Origin of the sequence: Arthrobacter sp. ES3-54, from assembly GCF_029504395.1 — a bacterium.
In the GTDB taxonomy this organism is placed as follows: Bacteria; Actinomycetota; Actinomycetes; order Actinomycetales; family Micrococcaceae; genus Arthrobacter.
The window spans coordinates 39,056-59,062 of record NZ_JAQFIF010000009.1; the positions used below are offsets into that span (position 1 = coordinate 39,056).

Genomic DNA, 20,007 nt, shown 5'->3' on the forward strand with positions numbered 1-20,007 from the left:
GTCAAACGCGTAGTCCACCGGAGCGCGGCGCGCTCCCGGCGGCGGCCGCCGCCAGGTGGGGATTCTTCCGGATCCACTCCAGCCAGCCATCCATGCCGTCGCCGGTGGTAGCTGACAGGGTCAGGACGTCGACGCCGGGATTTAGCCGGCGCGCCTGGCGCACGCAGCGCTCGACGTCGAACTCCACATAGGGGAGCAGGTCTGCCTTGTTGATGATCACCAGGTCGGCAGCCAGGAACATGTGGGGGTATTTCTGCGGTTTGTCATCGCCCTCCGTAACTGAGATCACAACGACCCTGGCCGATTCGCCGAGGTCGAACAATGCCGGGCACACCAGGTTGCCCACGTTTTCGATGAAGACTGTGGAACCGGGTGCCGGGTCCAGCGCGTCCAGGGCCCGCTGCAGCATCCCGGCATCCAGATGGCAGCCTGCGCCGGTGTTGATTTGGATCACCGGCCGCCCCGTGGACCGGATCCGGTCGGCGTCCAGGGAGGTCTCCTGGTCCCCTTCGATAACACCGATGTCCAGTTCCCCGGCCAGTTCCCGGATGGTCCGCACCAGGAGCGTGGTCTTGCCGGCCCCGGGGGAACTCATGACATTGAAGGCCCGAATGCCGCGTCCTTCCAGCCATCCCCGGTTGCGTGCGGCCAGGAGGTCATTCTTGGCGAGAAGATTCTCCTCCAAAGAAATGATGGTCCGTCCGTCCGGCGCGTGGCTGTGCCCGTGGTCGTGATCGTGCGGATGTTCGTGATCGTGAGGATGTTCGTGATCGTGGGTGTGTTCGTGCCCGTGGTTGTGATCGTGGGGATGCGGATGCTCGTGCGGGGCTGCAAGGGGGTGTAACGTTCCGTCGACGTCGGAAACCCTGGTCCCGGCGTCGTCGCCGCATCCGCACGTCGCACACATGTCTACGCAACCTCCACCGAGGTGACCACGAGTTCCCGGCCACTGACGATTTCGACATCGGCACTGCCGCACGGACAGAGCAGAAACATGTCCTCAAGGACGAATTCGTCGCGGCAGCTTCGGCACCTGGCCCGGCCCTCGGACTCATCGATCGTGAGGGCTGCGCCGGCCAGCGGCGTGTCAGCTGAAACGACTTCGAAGCAAAAGCGCACGGCATCCGGCAGGACGCCGCTCAAGGGGCCAATCCGCAGGTTAACGCCCGTGACGGGGCGGTCGCCGGTCCGGTTCAGGACCGCCTCCACAAGACCTTGGGTAATCGCAAGTTCGTGCATGAGCCGTGGCCACCTCGTCGTTTCAATGTAGGCCCGCGGGGTACAAACTTCAATACGCCTGCAATACGCCCGCGAAAGGGTCGCAGCCGCCGGTCGCCGCGCCGGTCGCCGCGCCTGCCGGCCGCGGCTGCCGCCTCCCTTAGCGGCTCCCGACACAGCTGCCGGCGTGCTCCGGCCGCCGTGCCCGGCCGGGGGTGCAACCTTCGACTTCAACCAGAACGTCAAGGCACAGCGCCCGCCCCGGTGTCAAGGTCCGGCGAATACCGTGTCGGGCGCTGTAACCTTGGGAGGAACGCGCTGGGTTCTGGAAGCCCGGAGGCGCAATATGAAGCACGACAATCACCGTCATCGAAAGTGTGGATAGATACGTGAGCAGCGAGCAGGGTTCAGCAACTCTGGAAGGCACCGAACTCGACCTGGAAGACGCCGTCATGGGCCCCACCGGGCGGCCCCATCGCGACTTTCCGGAGCCCGCACCGCTGTCTTCCCACGGTCCTGCGCGGGTCATCGCCATGGTGAACCAGAAGGGCGGGGTGGGCAAGACCACGTCCACGATCAACCTCGCCGCAGCCCTGGCCGAATACGGCCGCCGCGTGCTCCTGGTGGACTTCGATCCGCAGGGCGCCTTGTCCGCCGGCCTGGGCACGAACCCGCATGAGCTCGATCTCACCGTGTATAACGTGCTGATGGACCGCAAGGTGGACATCCGCGACGCCATCCAGAAGACCGGCGTGGAAAACGTGGATCTGCTCCCTGCCAACATCGACCTCTCCGCCGCCGAGGTGCAGCTGGTCAACGAAGTGGCCCGCGAGCAGGTCCTGGACCGGGCGCTGAAAAAGGTCGAGGACGACTACGACGTCGTCCTGATCGACTGCCAGCCCTCACTCGGGCTCCTCACCGTCAACGCGCTGACCGCCGCCCACGGCGTCATCATCCCGCTGATCTGTGAATTCTTCGCCCTGCGCGCCGTGGCGCTGCTCGTGGAAACCATCGACAAGGTCCAGGACCGCCTCAACCCGCGCCTGCAGGTCGACGGCGTGCTCGCCACGATGTACGACGCCAGGACCCTGCACGGGCGCGAAGTGATCGCCCGCCTGGTGGAGGCCTTCGGTGACAAGGTCTTCGAAACGGTCATCAAGCGCTCCATCAAGTTTGCCGACGCCACGGTTGCCGCCGAGCCCATCACCACCTACGCGGGCAACCACGTCGGTGCCGACGCCTACCGCCGCCTGGCCAAAGAGCTGATCTCGCGCGGCGGCGCGCCCTAGCCAGGATCGTGGCAGGCGCCTCCGCTCCGCCAGCGGATCTCCACATGCCCGTACTCGACACGCCTGTGGAGCTCGACACACGCGCGGATTCCGCGCAGTCCCCAGGCCCGGCCGTCCCGGCAGTGCCTGGCGTCGCCGCAGCATCTGACCTCCCTGCACCTGACCTCCCAGCACCTGACCTCCCAGCGCCGTCCGGGAAGAAGCCCGGATTCGAAGTGCGGCTCGCCAACTTCACCGGCCCGTTCGACCTCCTGCTCGGCCTGATCTCCAAACACCAGCTGGACATCACCGAGGTGGCGCTGTCCACGGTCACGGACGAATTCATCAAGTACATCCGGGGCCTGCAGCAGCTGGGGGAGGAATGGGCGCTGGATGAAGCCAGCGAATTCCTGGTGATTGCGGCCACGCTCCTGGACCTCAAAGCGGCCCGGCTGCTGCCCGCAGGCGAGGTTGAGGACGAAGAGGACATTGCCCTGCTGGAAGCCCGGGATCTCCTGTTCGCCCGGTTGTTGCAGTACAAGGCGTTCAAGCACGTGGCCGGCATGATCGGCTCCACGCTTGAGCTTGAAGCCCGGCGGTATCCCCGACAGGTTGCCCTGGAGGGACACTTCGCTGCCCTGCTTCCGGAACTCCTTTGGCGGCACACCCCGGAGCAGTTCGCGTCCCTGGCCGAGGCGGCCCTCAAACCGAAGGAGGCAGCCCCCACGGAAGTTGGCCTTGCGCACCTGCACGGTACGCCCGTGAGCGTCAAGGAGCAGGCCGAGTTGCTGGGGAACCGCTTGCGGCTGGGGACGCCGCTGACGTTCCGGGCGCTGATCGCCGACGCCGAATCCACGCTGGTGGTGGTGGCGCGGTTCCTTGCGTTGCTGGAGCTGTTCCGCGACCGCGTGGTGGGCTTTGACCAGTTGCTGCCGCTGGGCGACCTGACCGTGCACTGGACGGCCGATTCCCACGGGTGGAGCAGCGAAAACCTGAGTGAAGAATACGAGGACAAGCCGTGAACGAACGATTGCCGGACGCCGATCCGGACGCCGGGCCGGACACGCGGCCGGACGTCGCGAACCTGCCCGGTGGGGCCCGCGCGGCCCTCGAAGCCGTCCTGATGGTGATCGACGAACCGGCCACAGCCACGGCCCTCGCCGCCGGACTGGACCTGACGGTCGACGTCGTCGAGGGTCTGCTGGAGGAACTGCAGCGGGAGTATAACGGTTATACTGTTAATGCCCCGGATGTGGACGATGCCAGTTTCAACGGCTTCAGCGCCACCGCCCGGGGTTTTGAATTGCGGAATATCGCCGGAGGCTGGCGGATCTATTCCCGCGCTGAATTCGCCGATATCGTCGGCGGATTTGTGCTGGAAGGACAGACAGCCAGGCTGACGCAGGCGGCGCTCGAAACGCTCGCCGTCATCGCTTACCGCCAGCCCGTATCAAGGGCGCGGGTATCTGCAATTCGAGGAGTCAATGTTGACTCTGTCGTGCGGACGCTGACGCAGCGGGGGCTGATCGAGGATTCGGGAACCGATCCCGAATCCGGAGCAATCCTGTACCGCACGACGTCGTATTTCCTGGAGCGAATGGGAATCGGCTCGGTGGCGGAATTGCCGCAGCTTTCACCCCACCTTCCGGGGCTTGAAGGCATCGAAGAGTTTTACGACGCTGGAAGAATGTAGGCAGGAACAACTGCCTGCGCACGAGTATCCACCAGGGCAGAATCATTTTGCCCCGTCGGCGGGTGTTGTCGGGAGACAGCGGCCGTCGGCCAACAAACGAAGGACGGGTCATGACACAGGCGGGACGCCAGGGTTCACCACGTAACAGTTCGGGACGTAACAGTGCCGGACAAAGCAGTGCCGGACAAAGCAGTGCCGGACAAAGCAGAGGTCAGGGCTCAGGCCGCGGCGCACAGGGCGGTTCGGGCCGCAGCGGCGGAGCCGACTACAAGGGCGGCTCAGGCCGCGGCGCCCAGGGCGGCGGAAGCCGCACCGGAGGAGCCGGATTCAAGGGCGGCGGAGACCGCCCCTTCAAGCACCCCAAGCCTCGCGAAGAGGCCTTCGTCGATCCGGACCTGCAGGGTCCCGACGGCGCGCCGTCGGCTGCCCGCCCGGCTTCCGCTGACTGGAAGTCCAAGGCGCCCTCCGGCAAGGAAGCAGCCCGCAAGGCAGCCGCCCGCAAGCCCGGCTTCGGCAAGGCCCCCGGCACCCCCGGTGCCCTCAAGCCCAAGCCGCGCACCGGTGCCGCCAAATTCGCCGGTCCCCGCGCCTTCGGCAGCGAACGCTTCGGCCAGAACCTCGGACCGGTGCGCAAGCCCGCCCGCAACCGCGGACCGCGCCGCGAGGTGCCGCAGTCTGAGTTGCACGACGCCGACGGCACCCGCCTCCAGAAGGTCATGGCCTCCGCCGGGGTCGCCTCACGGCGGGTCTGCGAGGAAATGATCGCCGAGGGCCGCGTCGAGGTCGACGGCCAGGTGGTCACCGAGCTCGGCGTGCGCGTCGACCCGAAGTCGGCAGTGATCCACGTCGACGGTCTGCGCATCCAGCTGGACGAGAATATGGTCTACATGGTCTTCAACAAGCCCAAGGGCGTTGTCTCCACCATGGAGGACCCGGACGGCCGCCCGTGCATCAGCGACTTCGTCCGCAACCACCACGGCGAACGCCTCTTCCACGTGGGCCGGCTCGACGTCGCCACGGAAGGGCTGCTGCTCCTGACGAACGACGGCGAGCTCGCCAACCGCCTGACCCACCCGTCCTATGAAGTGCCCAAAACCTACCTCGTGCAGGTCCGCGGGCCGTTCCCGCAGGGCATCGGCGCCGAACTCAAGGCCGGCGTCGAGCTCGAGGACGGTATCGCCTCGGTGGACTCCTTCAAGCTCGTCGACTCGACCCCCGGCCACGTGCTGATCGAGGTCGTGCTGCACTCGGGCAAGAACCGGATCGTCCGGCGCATGTTCGACGCCGTCGGGTTCCCCGTACTGCGCCTGGTACGCGTCAAGGTTGGCCCCATCGGGCTGGGCGACCAGCGCCAGGGCAGCATCCGCAACCTCGGCAAGCAGGAAGTCGGCCACCTGCTGGCATCCGTGGGGCTGTAAGCGTGTCCGCCTTCCGCGCGCACGGCCGCGGCCACCTGAACGGCCCGGTGGTCGTCTTGGGCTCCGGGCTTCTGGGCACCAGCATCGGGCTGGGGCTGCGGGGGCGCGGTGTCGTTGTGTTCCTCTCTGATCCCTCGCCGACCAACCAGGCCGTCGCCGTAGACATCGGCGCCGGCCTGCCCTTGGCGCGCCTGAACGCGGACCAGCCGGAGCTCGTCGTAGTGGCTGCGCCGCCGGATGTCACGGCGGACGTCGTTGCCAACGCGCTCCGGGACTACCCGCACGCCGTCGTGGTGGACATCGCGAGTGTCAAGGCAGGCATCCTGGCCGATCTCCGCAGCCGCGGCGCTGACCTGGGCCGCTACGTGGGGACTCACCCCATGGCCGGGCGGGAGAAATCCGGTCCCGTCGCTGCCCGCGGCGAGCTGTTCACGTCCATGCCGTGGGTCGTGTGCCCGGCGGAAGAGACTCTGCCGGAGTCACTGCAGGTGGCGCGTGCGCTGGCCGGCGACCTCGGCGCCGTCGTATCCGAATTCGCCGCTGCCGAACACGACGAAGCCGTGGCGCTCGTCTCACACCTGCCGCAGGTGATGTCCTCGCTCGTGGCCAGCCGCCTGCAGGGCACACCCCTGCACGCCCTGTCCCTGGCGGGAAACGGGCTCCGGGACGTCACCCGGATCGCCGCGAGCGATCCCACGCTCTGGGTGCAGATCCTGGGCGCGAACGCGGACAAGGTGGTGGAGATCCTGCACGGAGTCCGTGAGGACCTCAACCGGCTGATCGGCACCCTGGAGGCCCCGACGGCTCCCGGGGCCCGGCTGGACCTTGCCCAGCTGTTCAGCGAGGGCAATGCCGGCCAGTCCCGGATCCCGGGCAAGCACGGTGGACCCCCGCAGGCCTACGCGTGGCTGACGGTCCTGGTGGATGACACGCCCGGACAGATCGCGAAGCTGCTGACCGAGATCGGCGAGATCGGCGTCAACGTCGAGGACCTCCGCCTGGACCACTCCTCGGGACAGAATGTGGGCATGGTGGAAATTTCCGTTCTGCCCAACAAACACGACCTTTTGATCGAAGCCCTCAACGACCGCGGATGGCAGGTACTCCAGTAATGACCCAGGAACTCATCGAGACCGTGGACGTGCTCCGCCCCGGAAAAAGCCTAGTGGTCGCCATCGACGGCCCCTCCGGCTCCGGCAAATCCAGCGTCAGCAAAGAGGTGGCCCGCCGGCTCAAACTGGCCTACCTCGACACCGGAGCAATGTACCGTGCCCTGACGTGGTTCTGCCTGGAGAACGGCACGGACCTGGACGACGCCTCGGCCGTCGAGGTCGCGGCCGAGGCGCTGCCGCTGGACATCAGCACGAGCCCGCAGGAAGAGTACGTCCGCGTCGGCGGGCACGATGTCACTTTGGCCATCCGTGAACCCGCCATTTCCGCGGCGGTCAGTGCCGTTGCCACCACCCTGGGCGCGCGTACGGAACTGATCCGCCGGCAGCGCGAGCTGATCGAAAGGCACCACCGCCGCATGGTGGTCGAGGGCCGGGACATCACCACCGTCGTCGCGCCCCATGCCGAGGTGCGGATGCTGCTGACCGCGAGCGAGGAAGCACGGCTGCGCCGCCGCGGCATCCAGCTGGGCGGGAGCCAGAATGCCGAGCAGCTGGCAGCCCAGGTCACGCACCGCGATGCCAAGGACTCCACAGTTGTGAACTTCACCACGGCCGCCGACGGCGTCGTCACCCTGGACTCCTCGGAGCTGGACTTTGACGAGACGGTTCAGGCCGCCCTCGACATCGTCGAAACCGTGGTCAACCACACTGCCGTTCCACGCCGGGCCATCCACGGTGACTGAGGGGCGCACCGGACGGCCGGCGAGCGTGCACGCCTCCGTGCCCGGCCACTGGACGACGGCGTGGAGCCGGCCTGTGGGCTGGATCCTGGACCACCTCGTCTACCGCACTTCGGTCACCGGACGGTCCAACGTCCCGGCGGCCGGCCCCGTCATCTTCGCGGGCAACCACATCAGTTTCCTCGACGGGCCCGTCATGTTCGGCGCCTCGCCCCGGCCCATGCACATCCTCGTCAAGCAGGAGATGTTCAACGGGCTCCTCGGCCGCGTACTGGCGGCGTCGGGCCAGTTGCCCGTCGACCGCCGCGGCGGCCGTGCGGCGCTGGCCACCGCCCGGAGCCTGCTCGCCGCCGGACGGTGCGTCGGGATTTTGCCCGAAGGCACCCGGGGGAGCGGTGAGGCCTCCGCGATCAGCAACGGCGTCGCCTGGCTGGCGCTCAACTCCGGCGCCACTGTGGTTCCCGTGGCCATCCTGGGCACCAGAATCGGCGGCGAACACCTGGACACGGTTCCCGCACCCCGCCGGCGGCTGCACGTCAGCTTTGGCGGGGCCATCAACGTCAGCCGCAGGCCCGGTGAGACCGGCCGTGTTTCAATGGACAGGGCGGGAACCGAAATCCGGGCCGCGTTAGCGCGCCATGTCCAGGACTCAGTACTAAGAACCGGGCAGTCCCTGCCCCACGCGGAATCCCCGCATGAACGTCACGAAGAAGTAGCCGGGACGCCGGCAGATCACCACCTAAGGAAAGTGCAATGAGCGATACGACTCAAACCTCCGGCAATTTTGGCGCCGGCGAAGACGAATACACGCCCACCGGCACCGACCAGGTGGCTGAACACCTTGCCGCCCTGGACGATGACGAGGCGGAGCTCCGCGCGGCCTCCCTTCGGGCCGGGCTGGACGACTACGAGCTGGACGAGGACGACGCCGCGCTGCTGAGCGGCCAGTTCGACGACGAGGACTTTGATGGTCCGGTCAAACTGGATCCGGTGCTGGCCATCATCGGCCGGCCCAACGTGGGCAAGTCCACCCTGGTCAACAGGATCCTGGGCCGCCGCGAGGCAGTGGTCGAGGACACCCCCGGCGTCACCCGCGACCGCGTCATGTACTCGGCGAACTGGAACGGCCGCAACTTCACGGTGGTGGACACCGGCGGCTGGGAACACGATGCCCGCGGCATCCACGCCCGTGTGGCAGAACAGGCCGAGATGGCCGTGGAACTCGCGGACGCCGTCCTCTTCGTCGTCGACTCCGCCGTGGGCGCAACCGCGACCGACGAAGGCGTCATGAAGATGCTGCGCAAGTCTAAGAAGCCGGTCATCATGGTGGCCAACAAGGTGGACGACTTCGCGCAGGAAGCCGATTCGGCAACCCTCTGGGGCCTGGGTTTCGGCGAACCGTACCCCGTGTCGGCCCTGCACGGCCGCGGCGTGGCCGACCTCCTGGACCACGTCATGGACACCCTCCCGGAGTACTCCCTGATTGAAGGCCTCGAGCGCTCCGGCGGACCCCGCCGTGTGGCCCTGATCGGCCGCCCGAACGTCGGCAAGTCCTCGCTGCTGAACAAGCTCGCCGGTTCCGAGCGTGTGGTGGTGGACAACACCGCCGGCACCACCCGCGACCCGGTCGATGAATTCATCGAACTCGGCGGACGCACGTGGCGCTTCGTGGATACCGCCGGCATCCGGCGCCGGCAGCACATGGCCCAGGGCGCGGACTTCTACGCCTCCCTGCGAACGCAGAGCGCGCTCGAAAAGGCTGAAGTCGCCGTCGTGCTCCTGGCCGTGGACGAAGTCCTCAGCGAGCAAGATGTTCGCATCCTGCAGCTCGCCGTCGAATCCGGCCGCGCCCTGGTGCTCGCCTTCAACAAGTGGGACCTCCTCGACGACGAACGCCGCCGCTACCTGGAACGCGAAATCGAGCAGGACCTGGCACACGTCGCCTGGGCCCCGCGCGTGAACATCTCAGCCTTGACCGGCTGGCACAAGGACCGTCTCACCCCGGCCCTGGACGTTGCCCTGGAAAACTGGGACAAGCGCATCCCCACCGGACGCCTCAACGCGTTCCTGGGCGAACTTGTGGCGGCGCACCCGCACCCCGTCCGCGGCGGCAAGCAGCCGCGCATCCTGTTCGGCACCCAGGCGTCGAGCCGGCCGCCGAAGTTCGTGCTGTTCACCACCGGATTCCTGGACCCTGGCTACCGCCGCTTCATCACCCGGCGCCTCCGCGAGACCTTCGGTTTCGAGGGCACGCCGATCGAGGTCAACATGCGTGTGCGTGAAAAGCGCGGCAAGAAACGTTAATTCCGACACACCGTGGCTGTGACAGCATGAAATTGTCACAGGCACCCTCCGGGATCGTGTAAGCTTTTGGAGGTGGTTCGGCCGGACTGCTTGGAAGAAAACCTGGAGAGAATCCGGGACGAATTCCCAGCGGAGAACGGTGGAACCAGCGGGCTGTAGCGCAGCTTGGTAGCGCACTTGACTGGGGGTCAAGGGGTCGCAGGTTCAAATCCTGTCAGCCCGACCAACAGACGAAACCCCGTCATTCCTGACAAAGGAATGGCGGGGTTTTCTGTTTCCCGAAAACTTTTGGGGAGGCTCACTCAGTTCGGCGCCGCTCCGTCCCTGGTGGCAGTGGTGGCACCGGATATAGCCGTGGGGAAGGACGCACTGAGTGCCGCAAGCAGCCTGCCGAAGATCTCATCCTCGCTTCCCGTGCCGTCGACGCTGAGCAGGATCCCGCGCTCTGAGTATGCTGAGGCCACCGGCTCGGTCTCGTGGTGGTAGAGCTCCAAGCGGTGCCGGATGACGTCCTCGGTATCGTCGCTGCGTCCGGTCATGGTGGCGCGGTGGAGCATTCGGCGGACGAGTTCCGCGTCGTCAACCGTCAGTTGGACTGCAACGTCCAGCTCGTGGCCGTTGGCGGCAAGGATGACGTCGAGTTCAGCCTGCTGCGCCGTGTTCCGGGGATACCCGTCCAAGAGGAACCCGACCCTGACATCATCCTGGTTCAGACGGTCACGCACCACACGGTTCGTCAGCGTATCGGCCACCAAATCACCGGCGTCCAGATGCACAATGACTTCCTGGCCCAGCGGCGTCAGGTTCTTCACATGGTCGCGGAAAACCTCCCCAGTGGACACCACGATGATGCCGAGGCGCCGGGACAAGCGTTCGGCCTGGGTGCCCTTGCCGCACCCCGGGGGACCCATAATCAGCATTCGCATCGTTGAGACAACTCCCTCAGGCGCCGTTGAAAGGCGTACTTGTATCGTGTTCGCTGGGAGGCGCCAGCGCAAGGGATCGGGACGCCGGCGCCCGTTTCAAGAAGGGCCTATTTCAGGAAGCGTGACGTCCGGCGGTCGGCCAGGATCTTTCCCTTCGTCTGGCACGTCGGGCAGTACTGCAGGGCGGTGTCGGCAAAGGAGACCTCCCGGACCGTGTCGCCGCACACCGGACACGCTTCGCCGGTCCGGCCGTGGACCCTCATATGGCTCCGCTTGGTGTCTTTGAGTTCGTTGGGCGGCTTGCCCTGGGCTTCCGTCACGGCGGTTCCCAAAATGGTGTGGATGGCCTCGTAGAGGCGCTGGACGTCCGTCCTGTCCAGGGACTTGGCGAGCGCGAATGGCGAGATCCTGGCGGCGTGCAGGATCTCGTCGCTGTAGGCATTCCCAATCCCGGCGATGATGCTCTGGCTCCGCAGGACGCCTTTGATCTGCTGGGAGCTGGAACCGAGAATCCCGGCCAAAGCGTCGACGTCGAAGTCCGGACTGAACGGATCCGGTCCGAGCGCCGCGATGCCGGGAACGTCAAGCGGATCACGGACCACGTAGACCGCCAGGCTCTTTTTCGTGCCCGCCTCGGTCAGGTCCATGCCCGCCGGGCCGGCAGCGCCGGTAAATGTCAGCCGCAGAGCGATGTGCCCCTTGCCCATTTTCAGCTGGGCATCGGTGGGGGTGTCAGTGAAGCGGACCCAGCCGGCCCGCGCCAGGTGGAAGACGAAATGCAGCCCGTCGGCTTCCATGCTGACGAACTTGCCGAACCGGCGCACCCCGGTGATGGCCCTGCCCTCGAGGTCGGAGTAGAGGGGGTCCGCCGTCTTGAGCACGGCGAAGGAGACCAGCTGGATCTTCGTCACAGCTGCTCCGCGCAGGTGCTCGTCCAGAAAGTCCGTCAGGGCCGCAACTTCAGGGAGCTCAGGCATGGCCTAGCCCTGGCCGGTCCGGAGGGTCCCGGCGCCCCGGTTGTTCACATTCCTGACATTCGGCGGCGCATGTTCTGCCATCGCACCATCATGACAGAACCCTCCCCGGCCCCTGCCCGATATGCCTATACTTTCAGCGGCGGCTAGAACAAACGACTGCCGCCGCATAGGTGATTGACCCGATGAAAGGCCCGTCATGAGCATCATTCCCGAAGACCTGTCCTACACCGCAGAACACGAATGGGTTTCGACCCCCAATGCCGACGGGATTGTGCGCGTCGGCATCACCGATTTTGCCCAGGACGCCCTCGGGGATGTCGTCTACGCCCAGATGCCCGAAGTGGGGACAACCATCAAGGCCAACGACGTGGTCGGAGAAGTCGAATCCACCAAGAGCGTCAGCGACATTTACGCCCCTGTTACGGGCGAAGTCGTGGCCCGGAACGAGGCCTTGGACACCGATTCTGCCCTTATTAACTCCGATCCGTACGGTGAGGGCTGGCTGATCGAAATCAAGCTCGCGGAAGCCGACGCCGTCGAGTCCCTACTCAGTGCATCCGAGTATGAACAGCAGGTAGGCTAAAGACAGAGGTCGTTCGGTCCGGGGTCGCCGGAGAGTGTTGTTGGGATAACAAAACAAGCCGCGCCCCGCCGAAAGGCCTCAATACCGGGACTGCGAGGCTTTTCCGGACGGCATGCGTTGTTTGCAGGGGGGACACCTGCAACGAATGAGGAGGACTCAATGTTTGGGCACGAACGGAACGACACCGGTGATGGTTACGGCACGGGTGGAGTGAAAGCTTCGGAGACCACGTCGATCAACCTCACTCCGGTGCGCGATGAACCAAACTTCACGCCGAAGCTCTCGACCGAGGAGCGGGCAGCGGTCGAGGCCCTTCCCTTCGGATCGGCCCTGCTCGTGGCGCACAGCGGCCCCAACGCCGGCGCCCGGTTCCTGCTGGACTCGGACGTCACGACGGCGGGCCGCCACCCGGACGCCGACATCTTCCTCGACGACGTCACCGTGTCCCGCAGGCACGTGGAATTCCGCCGCACCGCGCGCAGCTTTGAGGTAGTGGATACCGGGAGCCTGAACGGCACCTACGTCAACCACGACCGCGTGGACTCCGTGGAACTGAAATCCGGCAATGAGGTCCAGATCGGCAAGTTCCGCCTCACCTTCTACCTCAGCCCTGCCCGCGCAGCAGGCAACGTCTGATTCCGGGGTAGCTGCCTGTGGCCACGGCACATGCGGATCGGCGCGGACCCCAGGTTCTGAACATCGGGGAAGTCCTGGCTCAACTGAGCGACGACTTTCCAAGCATGACGGCGTCAAAAATCCGGTTCCTTGAGGAAAAGGGACTTATTAACCCGCAGCGGACCCCTGCCGGCTACCGGCAGTATTCCGAGAACGACGTCGAACGGCTGCGCTTCGTCCTGTCCCTCCAGCGTGACCAGTACCTGCCGCTAAAGGTCATCAAGGACTACCTTGACGCGATCGACCGGGGCGAACGGCCGGAAAACCTGCCGGCAGGCCTCACGCTCTCCCCGCGGATCGTTTCCGAGGAGCTCGCCACCGAGCTGCAGAGCCGTGCGCGCCGGCTCAGCGAGGAGCAGCTCCGTGCGGAATCCGGCGCGAGCGTCCCGCTGCTGGAATCGCTCTTGAGCTACGGCCTGATTGGGCACGTCAACGGCAAGTTCGACGAACACGCCCTGCAGGTGGCGCGGGCTTGCGTCCAGCTGGAGAGCCATGGCCTGGAACCCCGCCACCTGCGCCCGTTCCAGGCGGCTGCCGACCGCGAATTCGGACTCGTGGAACGCGCCGTGGCCACGCTGACGTCCCGCAAGGACGCAGCCTCCCACGCCCGGGCCGCCGAGGCGGCCCGGGAAATCAGCGACCTTTGTCTGTCCCTGCACCAGGCGCTGGTCCACGACCGCATCTCGAGGATGGACATCTGATGATTGAGGTGGAGATTGTCGGCGTGCGGATTGAATTGCCGTCCAACCAGCCGCTTGTCCTGCTCAAGGAAATCCATGGTGAGCGCCACGTGCCGATCTGGATCGGCACTCCGGAAGCCAGCGCCATCGCCCTGGCCCAGCAGGGAGTCGTCCCGCCCCGGCCGATGACCCACGACCTCCTGGTGGACGTTGTCGAGGCCCTGGGCCACACGATCGTCAGCGTCAACATCGTCGCTGTGGAAGACAACATCTTTTACGGGCAGCTGCAGTTCGAGAACGGCACCACGGTGAGCTCCCGGGCCTCGGATGCCTTGGCGCTTGCCCTGCGCGCCAAGTGCCGGATCTGGTGTGCCGACGCCGTCATGGACGAGGCCGGCGTCCGGATCACCGAACACGACGAGGGCGAGGACACGCACCCCGGACCCGCCGTGGACGAGGAAGGCGAACTGCGGCGCTTCCGCGAGTTCCTCGACGACGTCGAACCCGAAGACTTCGGCGGCTGAACTGCACCTGGCAACCGGGGCCAGGGAGGCTGCCGGGGTTGCTGGTGTGTCTGTGACGGCTGAGGTTTCTGAAACGCCCGGGACAGCTGTGGCGTCACCAAACGTTAAAGCCGAGGATGAAACTTTCGACACGCCCGCCAAATAGCCCCAACGTCTTTGACCTTGGGCCCGAGCAGGCCTAACGTCGGAGGTACAAGTTCCCATTGCATACGGTAGCCGCGCAAGTCACACTGGAAAGTGCAGCCCCGGCTGAATTACACGGATGAAGTCATCGTCCAGTGTCATGCAGCTGTTCACATATATTGCTGCCGATGCAACTTACCCAGGGGAACCCACGACAAGGAGGGTCCACGTGAGTCCGAAAGGCGAAGCAGGCGAGCTGAAGCAGGCCGCAACGGCCGGCATTGCTGTGCCCGCCAGCGGTGCCCAAGGCCTGCTGTTCACCGAGGATCTTCCCGTTCTGGACGAAGACGCGGGCTACCGCGGCCCCACCGCCTGCAAGGCGGCCGGCATCACCTACCGCCAACTCGACTACTGGGCACGCACCGGGCTCGTTGAGCCCGCCGTCCGCGGCGCGGCCGGCTCCGGCTCCCAGCGGCTCTACGGCTTCCGCGACATCCTGGTCCTCAAGGTGGTCAAACGGCTCCTGGACACCGGCGTCTCCCTGCAGCAGATCCGCACGGCTGTGGAGCACCTGCGGGAGCGCGGCGTCGAAGACCTCGCCCAGATCACGCTCATGAGCGACGGTGCGAGCGTCTACGAGTGCACGTCGGCGGATGAAGTGATTGATCTCGTCCAGGGCGGCCAGGGGGTGTTCGGCATCGCCGTCGGCCGTGTGTGGCGCGAAGTTGAAGGAAGCCTCGCAGCCCTTCCCAGCGAACACGCCACGGACCAGTCCTTTCCCGACGACGAACTGAGCAAGCGCCGCGCGGCCCGCAAGATCGGCTAACGCACACAGTTTCAGACAGGATCGATACGGACAAGATCGATACGGACAAGATCGATACGGACAAGATCGATACGGACAAGATCGATACGGACAAGATTGATACGGACAAGACTGAGGCCGCCTCCCGGACAGGGAAGGCGGCCTCAGTTCGTTGAGCCGTGTGTGTCGGGGAGCCGTGTGTGGCGGGATTCCGGCCGGTGCGCCCGTGCCCGGTTAACGCTGGCTGCGGGTGCGGACAGTCCCGGCCGGGGCCACGCCGTTGGGATGCAGCAGGTTCTGCAGCAGGGTATCGAAGAGCCCGGCCGCATTCTTGGCCGAGTCTCCGGGCCAGTGGTGGATGGAATGGGCCGCGCCCTGGATCTGCTGCCAGTTGGCCTGCTCCGGGATGTGCGGGCTCAGCAGCAGCTCGCCGAACATGGACTCCATCTCCGAGAGCCGGAACGTGTGTTCAGCTGAACCGCTGCGCACCCGGTTGGCCACAATGCCGGCGGGGGACAGTTTGGGGGCGAATTCCTGCCGGAACAGCTGGATGGCGCGCATGGTGCGCTCCGTGCCGGCCACCGAGAAGAGCCCCGGTTCGGCCACCAGGGTCACCTTGTCGCTGGCGGACCACGCCATCCGGGTCAGGCCGTTCAGCGACGGAGGGCAATCCACCAGGACGAGTTCATAGTTCGTGGCACCGGCGAGGACAGCGGAGAGCCGGCGGAGGTCGCGGCGGCCCAAGTCAGGCCGGTCGTAGATGCCGGTGTAGGCGGAGCCGACGGCCACGTCGAGGACGGAAGTTGTAGTGCCGGACTGCGTTCTACCGTTGGTGCTGCCGTTGGCACTACCGTTGGCACTGCCGTTGATCCTGGCGCGTTCCACCCAGCCGCTGGGCACCACGTTGTCCGCCAAGTGCGCCCGCCGGGGCGACCTCAGCATCCTGCCGATGTCGAGCTGATCGTCCGGGCTCACGCCCAGGGCGGTGCTGGCGTCAGCGTGCGGGTCAAGGTCGACGACGAGGGTGGGGATGCCGGCGGCCAATGCCGCTGACGCCAGTCCGGTGGTCACGGATGTCTTGCCGACACCGCCTTTGAGGCTGCTGATGCTCACTACTTGCACTTGAAAAACCAATACCTAACGCCGGTTGCCGAGACGGGGTCGTGCCGGCTCCTGCGTTCTTCGGAGCCGGGGCGTGCATGCGCCACCCACCCACTCATCATATGTTGATGCTCCGGCGAAACCCGTTTCATCCGGCGTGGGGGCGCCAGAACCTCCCGAACCGGACAGGCCGGGAAAGCTCCATGGCCGGGGCCCTGCCCATCGCGACGTCCGTGACGGATAATGCTGTGACAGTCGCCACAATGATTTGTGTTTGCCCGCACAGGTCCTAGACACTGTGAGCACTTACCGATACGCCCGCGATGATGCAGGAGAAGTATGTTTTCTAAGATTCTGGTGGCCAACCGCGGGGAAATCGCGATTCGCGCTTTCCGCGCGAGCTACGAGCTGGGTGCCAAGACTGTCGCTGTGTTTCCCCACGAGGACCGCAACTCTATTCACCGCCAGAAGGCCGATGAGGCGTATCTGATCGGCGAGGAGGGACACCCGGTCCGGGCGTACCTCGACGTAGACGAGGTGGTGCGCGTAGCCAAGGAGTCCGGGGCGGACGCCATCTACCCCGGCTACGGCTTCCTTTCCGAAAACCCGCGCCTGGCGCGCGCCGCGAAGGAGGCCGGCATTACGTTCGTCGGCCCGCCGGCGGAGGTCCTGGAATTGGCAGGCAACAAGGTTGCCGCGCTCGAGGCCGCCCGCAAGGCCGGTGTCCCGGTGCTCAAGTCCAGCCAGCCATCGAAGGACCTCGACGAGCTGATCGCGGCCGCGGATGAGATCGGCTTCCCGATCTTCGCCAAGGCCGTCGCCGGTGGCGGTGGCCGCGGCATGCGCCGCGTGGACACCCGCGAAGCGCTCCCGGAGGCCCTGCAGGCTGCCATGCGCGAAGCCGACGCTGCGTTCGGGGATCCCACCATGTTCCTGGAGCAGGCCGTCCTGCGCCCGCGCCACATCGAGGTCCAAATCCTGGCCGACGCCGAGGGCAACGTCATGCACCTCTTCGAGCGGGACTGTTCCATCCAGCGCCGCCACCAGAAAGTCATCGAGATCGCGCCTGCCCCGAACCTCGACGAGGGCATCCGGCAGGCGCTGTACCGCGACGCCGTGAAGTTCGCGAAGGCGCTGAACTATGTCAACGCCGGTACGGTCGAATTCCTTGTCGACACTGTGGGGGAGCGCGCCGGCCAGCACGTGTTCATCGAAATGAACCCGCGCATCCAGGTCGAGCACACCGTCACCGAGGAAGTCACCGACGTCGACCTCGTCCAGGCGCAGCTGCGTATCGCCGCCGGTGAGACCCTCGCGGACCTGGGCCTGTCGCAGGAGAGCGTCCAGCTCAAGGGCGCTGCCCTGCAGTGCCGCATCACCACGGAGGACCCGGCCAACGGCTTCCGGCCCGACGTCGGCAAGATCACCGGCTACCGCTCGGCCGGCGGCGCCGGTGTCCGGCTCGACGGCGGCACCGTCTACTCGGGCGCGGAGATCAGCCCGCACTTCGACTCCATGCTGGTCAAGCTGACCTGCCGCGGCCGCGACTACCCGGCGGCCGTCGCCCGGGCCCGCCGCGCCCTGGCCGAGTTCCGCATCCGCGGCGTGTCCACCAACATCTCCTTCCTGCAGGCCGTCCTGGACGACGCCGACTTCGTGGCCGGGGATGTAGCCACCTCATTCATTGACGAACGGCCGCAGCTGCTGAAGGCGCGGGTCTCTGCAGACCGCGGCACCAAGCTGCTGACCTGGCTTGCCGAGGTCACCGTCAACAAGCCCAACGGCGAACTCAAGGTCCACACGGACCCGGCGGACAAGCTTCCGGCCCTCGATGACGCCGAGGCCCGGCCGGGGTCCCGCCAGCGGCTCCTGGAGCTCGGTCCGGAAGGCTTTGCGCGGGCCCTGCGCGCCCAGGAGGCCGTGGCCGTCACGGACACCACCTTCCGCGACGCGCACCAGTCCCTGCTCGCCACCCGTGTGCGCACCCGCGACCTCGTGGCGGCCGGTCCGGCCGAGTCCAAGCTGCTCCCGGAGCTGCTGTCGGTAGAGGCCTGGGGCGGGGCCACGTACGACGTCGCCCTGCGCTTCCTGGGCGAAGACCCGTGGGACCGGCTTGCCGCCCTGCGCAAGGCAATGCCGAACCTGTGCCTGCAGATGCTGCTCCGCGGCCGCAACACGGTCGGCTACACGCCCTACCCGGAAGAGGTCACGGTGGCGTTCGTCAACGAGGCCGCCGCCACGGGCATCGACATCTTCCGCATCTTCGATGCCCTCAACGACGTCAACCAGATGGCCCCGGCCATCCGGGCCGTCCGCGAGACCGGTACCGCCGTCGCCGAGGTCGCCCTCTGCTACACCGCGGACATGCTGGATCCGGAGGAAACCCTCTACACGCTGGACTACTACCTGGAGCTGGCGCAGAAGATCGTCGACGCCGGGGCGCACATCCTCGCGATCAAGGACATGGCCGGGCTGCTGCGTCCGGCTGCCGCGGCACGCCTCGTCTCGGCGCTGCGGGAGCGGTTCGACCTCCCGGTCCACTTGCACACCCACGACACCGCAGGCGGCCAGCTGGCCACGCTCCTCGCGGCCGTGGAGGCCGGCGTGGACGCCGTGGACGTGGCATCGGCCTCGCTGGCCGGCACCACCAGCCAGCCCTCGGCCTCGGCCCTCGTCGCCGCGCTGGCCCACACGCCGCGCGACACCGGCCTCAGCCTCGCGAACGTCTGCGCCCTTGAGCCCTACTGGGAAGCCGTCCGCCGGGTCTACGCGCCGTTCGAGTCCGGACTGCCGGGGCCCACGGGCCGGGTCTACCAGCACGAGATTCCGGGCGGGCAGCTGTCCAACCTGCGCCAGCAGGCGATGGCACTGGGCCTGGGCGAGCGTTTTGAGGCGATCGAGGACATGTACACCGCGGCGGACCGGATCCTCGGCCGCCTGGTGAAGGTGACGCCGTCGTCGAAGGTGGTGGGCGACCTCGCCCTGCACCTGGTGGGCCTCAACGCCGATCCCGCGGACTTCAACGAGAACCCGCAGAAGTACGACGTCCCGGATTCCGTGATCGGCTTCCTCTCCGGCGAACTGGGCGACCCGCCCGGCGGCTGGCCCGAGCCCTTCCGGACCAAGGCGCTGCAAGGCCGCAAGGTCAAGGTCCGCGACGTCGAGCTCAGCACCGAGGACAGCGCCGCGCTTAACGGCGACTCCAAGACCCGCCGGCACACCCTCAACCGCCTGCTCTTCGCCGGCCCCACCAAGGACTACCAGAAGAGCGTCGAGTCCTACGGTAATCTCTCGGTTCTGGACACCCGCGACTACCTCTTCGGGCTGCAGCGCGGCGCGGAGCACGAGATCGAGCTCGAGAAGGGCGTCCACCTGATCGCTTCGCTCGAGGCCGTCTCCGAGCCGGACGAGAAGGGCATGCGCACCGTCATGTGCACGCTCAACGGCCAGTCCCGGCCCGTGGTGGTCCGCGACCGTTCAGTGGTGAGCAACGTCAAGGCCGCCGAACGCGCCGACGCCTCCCAGCCGGGTCAGGTGGCCTCGCCGTTCGCCGGTGCCGTCACGCTGACCGTCAAGGCCGGCGACACCGTCAAGGCCGGCGACACGGTGGCCACGATCGAGGCCATGAAGATGGAGGCGTCAATCACGACGCCGGTGGCCGGCACCGTGGCGCGTCTCGCCGTCGGCGCGATCGAGCAGGTCCAGGGCGGGGATCTGTTGCTCGTCGTCGAATAGCGGCAGGGCAACAGCCCGTAACACAGACGAAGGGTCCTTCCGGCGGAAGCTGGAAGGACCCTTCTGTTGGTGCTGGGCTTTTCTGGTGCTGCTTTTGTTGTGCTCTGGTGGTGCGCGGCGTCCGC

The 20,007-nt window shown here is 66.5% G+C and carries 20 protein-coding genes and 1 tRNA gene; 16 read left to right on the forward strand and 5 right to left on the reverse strand.

Annotated features, from left to right (window positions below; genetic code table 11):
* Nucleotide 1: 1 nt before the first annotated feature.
* Nucleotides 2-685 carry a hydrogenase nickel incorporation protein HypB gene (gene hypB / locus M2428_RS15520; RefSeq protein ID WP_277526855.1) on the reverse strand — a complete coding sequence of 228 codons (684 nt, stop codon included), beginning with the start codon at nucleotides 683-685 and terminating at the stop codon, nucleotides 2-4.
* Between the two features lie 27 nt (nucleotides 686-712).
* Between hypB and M2428_RS15525 the strand changes: the two genes are divergently transcribed.
* Nucleotides 713-844 carry a hypothetical protein gene (locus tag M2428_RS15525; RefSeq protein WP_277526856.1) on the forward strand — a complete coding sequence of 44 codons (132 nt, stop codon included), beginning with the start codon at nucleotides 713-715 and terminating at the stop codon, nucleotides 842-844.
* A 65-nt stretch (nucleotides 845-909) separates the two neighbouring features.
* Here the strand turns inward: M2428_RS15525 and M2428_RS15530 are convergent, their stop codons facing one another.
* The gene (locus tag M2428_RS15530) at nucleotides 910-1,239 is read right to left on the reverse strand and encodes a hydrogenase maturation nickel metallochaperone HypA (protein WP_277526857.1); all 330 of its coding nucleotides are present in this window, start codon (nucleotides 1,237-1,239) and stop codon (nucleotides 910-912) included.
* Nucleotides 1,240-1,607: 368 nt separating this feature from the next.
* On the opposite strand from M2428_RS15530, the gene M2428_RS15535 reads away from it, so the two are divergent.
* From M2428_RS15535 to M2428_RS15575, 9 genes are all read left to right on the forward strand, one after another.
* Entirely contained in the window at nucleotides 1,608-2,507 is a 900-nt protein-coding gene (locus M2428_RS15535) for an AAA family ATPase (protein ID WP_090583539.1), read from the forward strand.
* A 44-nt stretch (nucleotides 2,508-2,551) separates the two neighbouring features.
* Nucleotides 2,552-3,508 (forward strand): ScpA family protein, encoded by a 957-nt coding sequence (locus M2428_RS15540; protein WP_277526859.1) that lies wholly within the window; start codon nucleotides 2,552-2,554, stop codon nucleotides 3,506-3,508.
* Between the two features lie 8 nt (nucleotides 3,509-3,516).
* Complete coding sequence (locus M2428_RS15545; protein WP_277526860.1) at nucleotides 3,517-4,179, forward strand: SMC-Scp complex subunit ScpB; 663 nt, start codon at nucleotides 3,517-3,519, stop codon at nucleotides 4,177-4,179.
* A 110-nt stretch (nucleotides 4,180-4,289) separates the two neighbouring features.
* Complete coding sequence (locus M2428_RS15550) at nucleotides 4,290-5,597, forward strand: pseudouridine synthase (protein ID WP_277526861.1); 1,308 nt, start codon at nucleotides 4,290-4,292, stop codon at nucleotides 5,595-5,597.
* Between the two features lie 2 nt (nucleotides 5,598-5,599).
* Complete coding sequence (locus M2428_RS15555; protein WP_277526862.1) at nucleotides 5,600-6,709, forward strand: prephenate dehydrogenase; 1,110 nt, start codon at nucleotides 5,600-5,602, stop codon at nucleotides 6,707-6,709.
* Nucleotides 6,709-7,452: a (d)CMP kinase gene (gene cmk / locus M2428_RS15560; RefSeq protein WP_277526863.1), complete on the forward strand. Its 744-nt coding sequence runs from the start codon at nucleotides 6,709-6,711 to the stop codon at nucleotides 7,450-7,452. The genes M2428_RS15555 and cmk overlap by 1 nt, the downstream gene beginning before the upstream one ends.
* 73 nt (nucleotides 7,453-7,525) lie before the next feature.
* Nucleotides 7,526-8,206: a lysophospholipid acyltransferase family protein gene (locus M2428_RS15565; RefSeq protein WP_277526943.1), complete on the forward strand. Its 681-nt coding sequence runs from the start codon at nucleotides 7,526-7,528 to the stop codon at nucleotides 8,204-8,206.
* Nucleotides 8,203-9,753 carry a ribosome biogenesis GTPase Der gene (gene der / locus M2428_RS15570; protein ID WP_277526864.1) on the forward strand — a complete coding sequence of 517 codons (1,551 nt, stop codon included), beginning with the start codon at nucleotides 8,203-8,205 and terminating at the stop codon, nucleotides 9,751-9,753. The genes M2428_RS15565 and der overlap by 4 nt, the downstream gene beginning before the upstream one ends.
* A 149-nt stretch (nucleotides 9,754-9,902) precedes the next feature.
* A tRNA-Pro gene (locus M2428_RS15575) sits at nucleotides 9,903-9,979 on the forward strand.
* A gap of 76 nt (nucleotides 9,980-10,055) precedes the next feature.
* Here the strand turns inward: M2428_RS15575 and M2428_RS15580 are convergent.
* Both M2428_RS15580 and M2428_RS15585 read right to left on the reverse strand, forming a co-directional pair.
* Nucleotides 10,056-10,673 (reverse strand): adenylate kinase, encoded by a 618-nt coding sequence (locus M2428_RS15580; protein ID WP_277526944.1) that lies wholly within the window; start codon nucleotides 10,671-10,673, stop codon nucleotides 10,056-10,058.
* A gap of 113 nt (nucleotides 10,674-10,786) precedes the next feature.
* The gene (locus M2428_RS15585) at nucleotides 10,787-11,656 is read right to left on the reverse strand and encodes a DNA-formamidopyrimidine glycosylase family protein (protein ID WP_277526865.1); all 870 of its coding nucleotides are present in this window, start codon (nucleotides 11,654-11,656) and stop codon (nucleotides 10,787-10,789) included.
* 196 nt (nucleotides 11,657-11,852) lie between these two features.
* Between M2428_RS15585 and gcvH the strand changes: the two genes are divergently transcribed.
* From gcvH to M2428_RS15610, 5 genes are all read left to right on the forward strand, one after another.
* Entirely contained in the window at nucleotides 11,853-12,239 is a 387-nt protein-coding gene (gene gcvH, locus M2428_RS15590) for a glycine cleavage system protein GcvH (protein WP_277526866.1), read from the forward strand.
* A 159-nt stretch (nucleotides 12,240-12,398) separates the two neighbouring features.
* The gene (locus M2428_RS15595) at nucleotides 12,399-12,875 is read left to right on the forward strand and encodes an FHA domain-containing protein (protein WP_028275906.1); all 477 of its coding nucleotides are present in this window, start codon (nucleotides 12,399-12,401) and stop codon (nucleotides 12,873-12,875) included.
* A 17-nt stretch (nucleotides 12,876-12,892) separates the two neighbouring features.
* Nucleotides 12,893-13,615 carry a MerR family transcriptional regulator gene (locus M2428_RS15600; protein WP_277526867.1) on the forward strand — a complete coding sequence of 241 codons (723 nt, stop codon included), beginning with the start codon at nucleotides 12,893-12,895 and terminating at the stop codon, nucleotides 13,613-13,615.
* Nucleotides 13,615-14,118 carry a bifunctional nuclease family protein gene (locus M2428_RS15605; protein ID WP_091255089.1) on the forward strand — a complete coding sequence of 168 codons (504 nt, stop codon included), beginning with the start codon at nucleotides 13,615-13,617 and terminating at the stop codon, nucleotides 14,116-14,118. The genes M2428_RS15600 and M2428_RS15605 overlap by 1 nt, the downstream gene beginning before the upstream one ends.
* A gap of 352 nt (nucleotides 14,119-14,470) precedes the next feature.
* Nucleotides 14,471-15,067: a MerR family transcriptional regulator gene (locus tag M2428_RS15610; protein ID WP_277526868.1), complete on the forward strand. Its 597-nt coding sequence runs from the start codon at nucleotides 14,471-14,473 to the stop codon at nucleotides 15,065-15,067.
* A gap of 213 nt (nucleotides 15,068-15,280) precedes the next feature.
* Here M2428_RS15610 and M2428_RS15615 read toward each other — a convergent pair whose 3' ends face one another.
* Nucleotides 15,281-16,168: a ParA family protein gene (locus M2428_RS15615; protein WP_277526869.1), complete on the reverse strand. Its 888-nt coding sequence runs from the start codon at nucleotides 16,166-16,168 to the stop codon at nucleotides 15,281-15,283.
* 318 nt (nucleotides 16,169-16,486) lie between these two features.
* Here M2428_RS15615 and M2428_RS15620 point away from each other — a divergent pair, with 318 nt between their 5' ends.
* Nucleotides 16,487-19,882: a pyruvate carboxylase gene (locus M2428_RS15620; RefSeq protein ID WP_277526870.1), complete on the forward strand. Its 3,396-nt coding sequence runs from the start codon at nucleotides 16,487-16,489 to the stop codon at nucleotides 19,880-19,882.
* Nucleotides 19,883-20,007 lie beyond the last annotated feature (125 nt).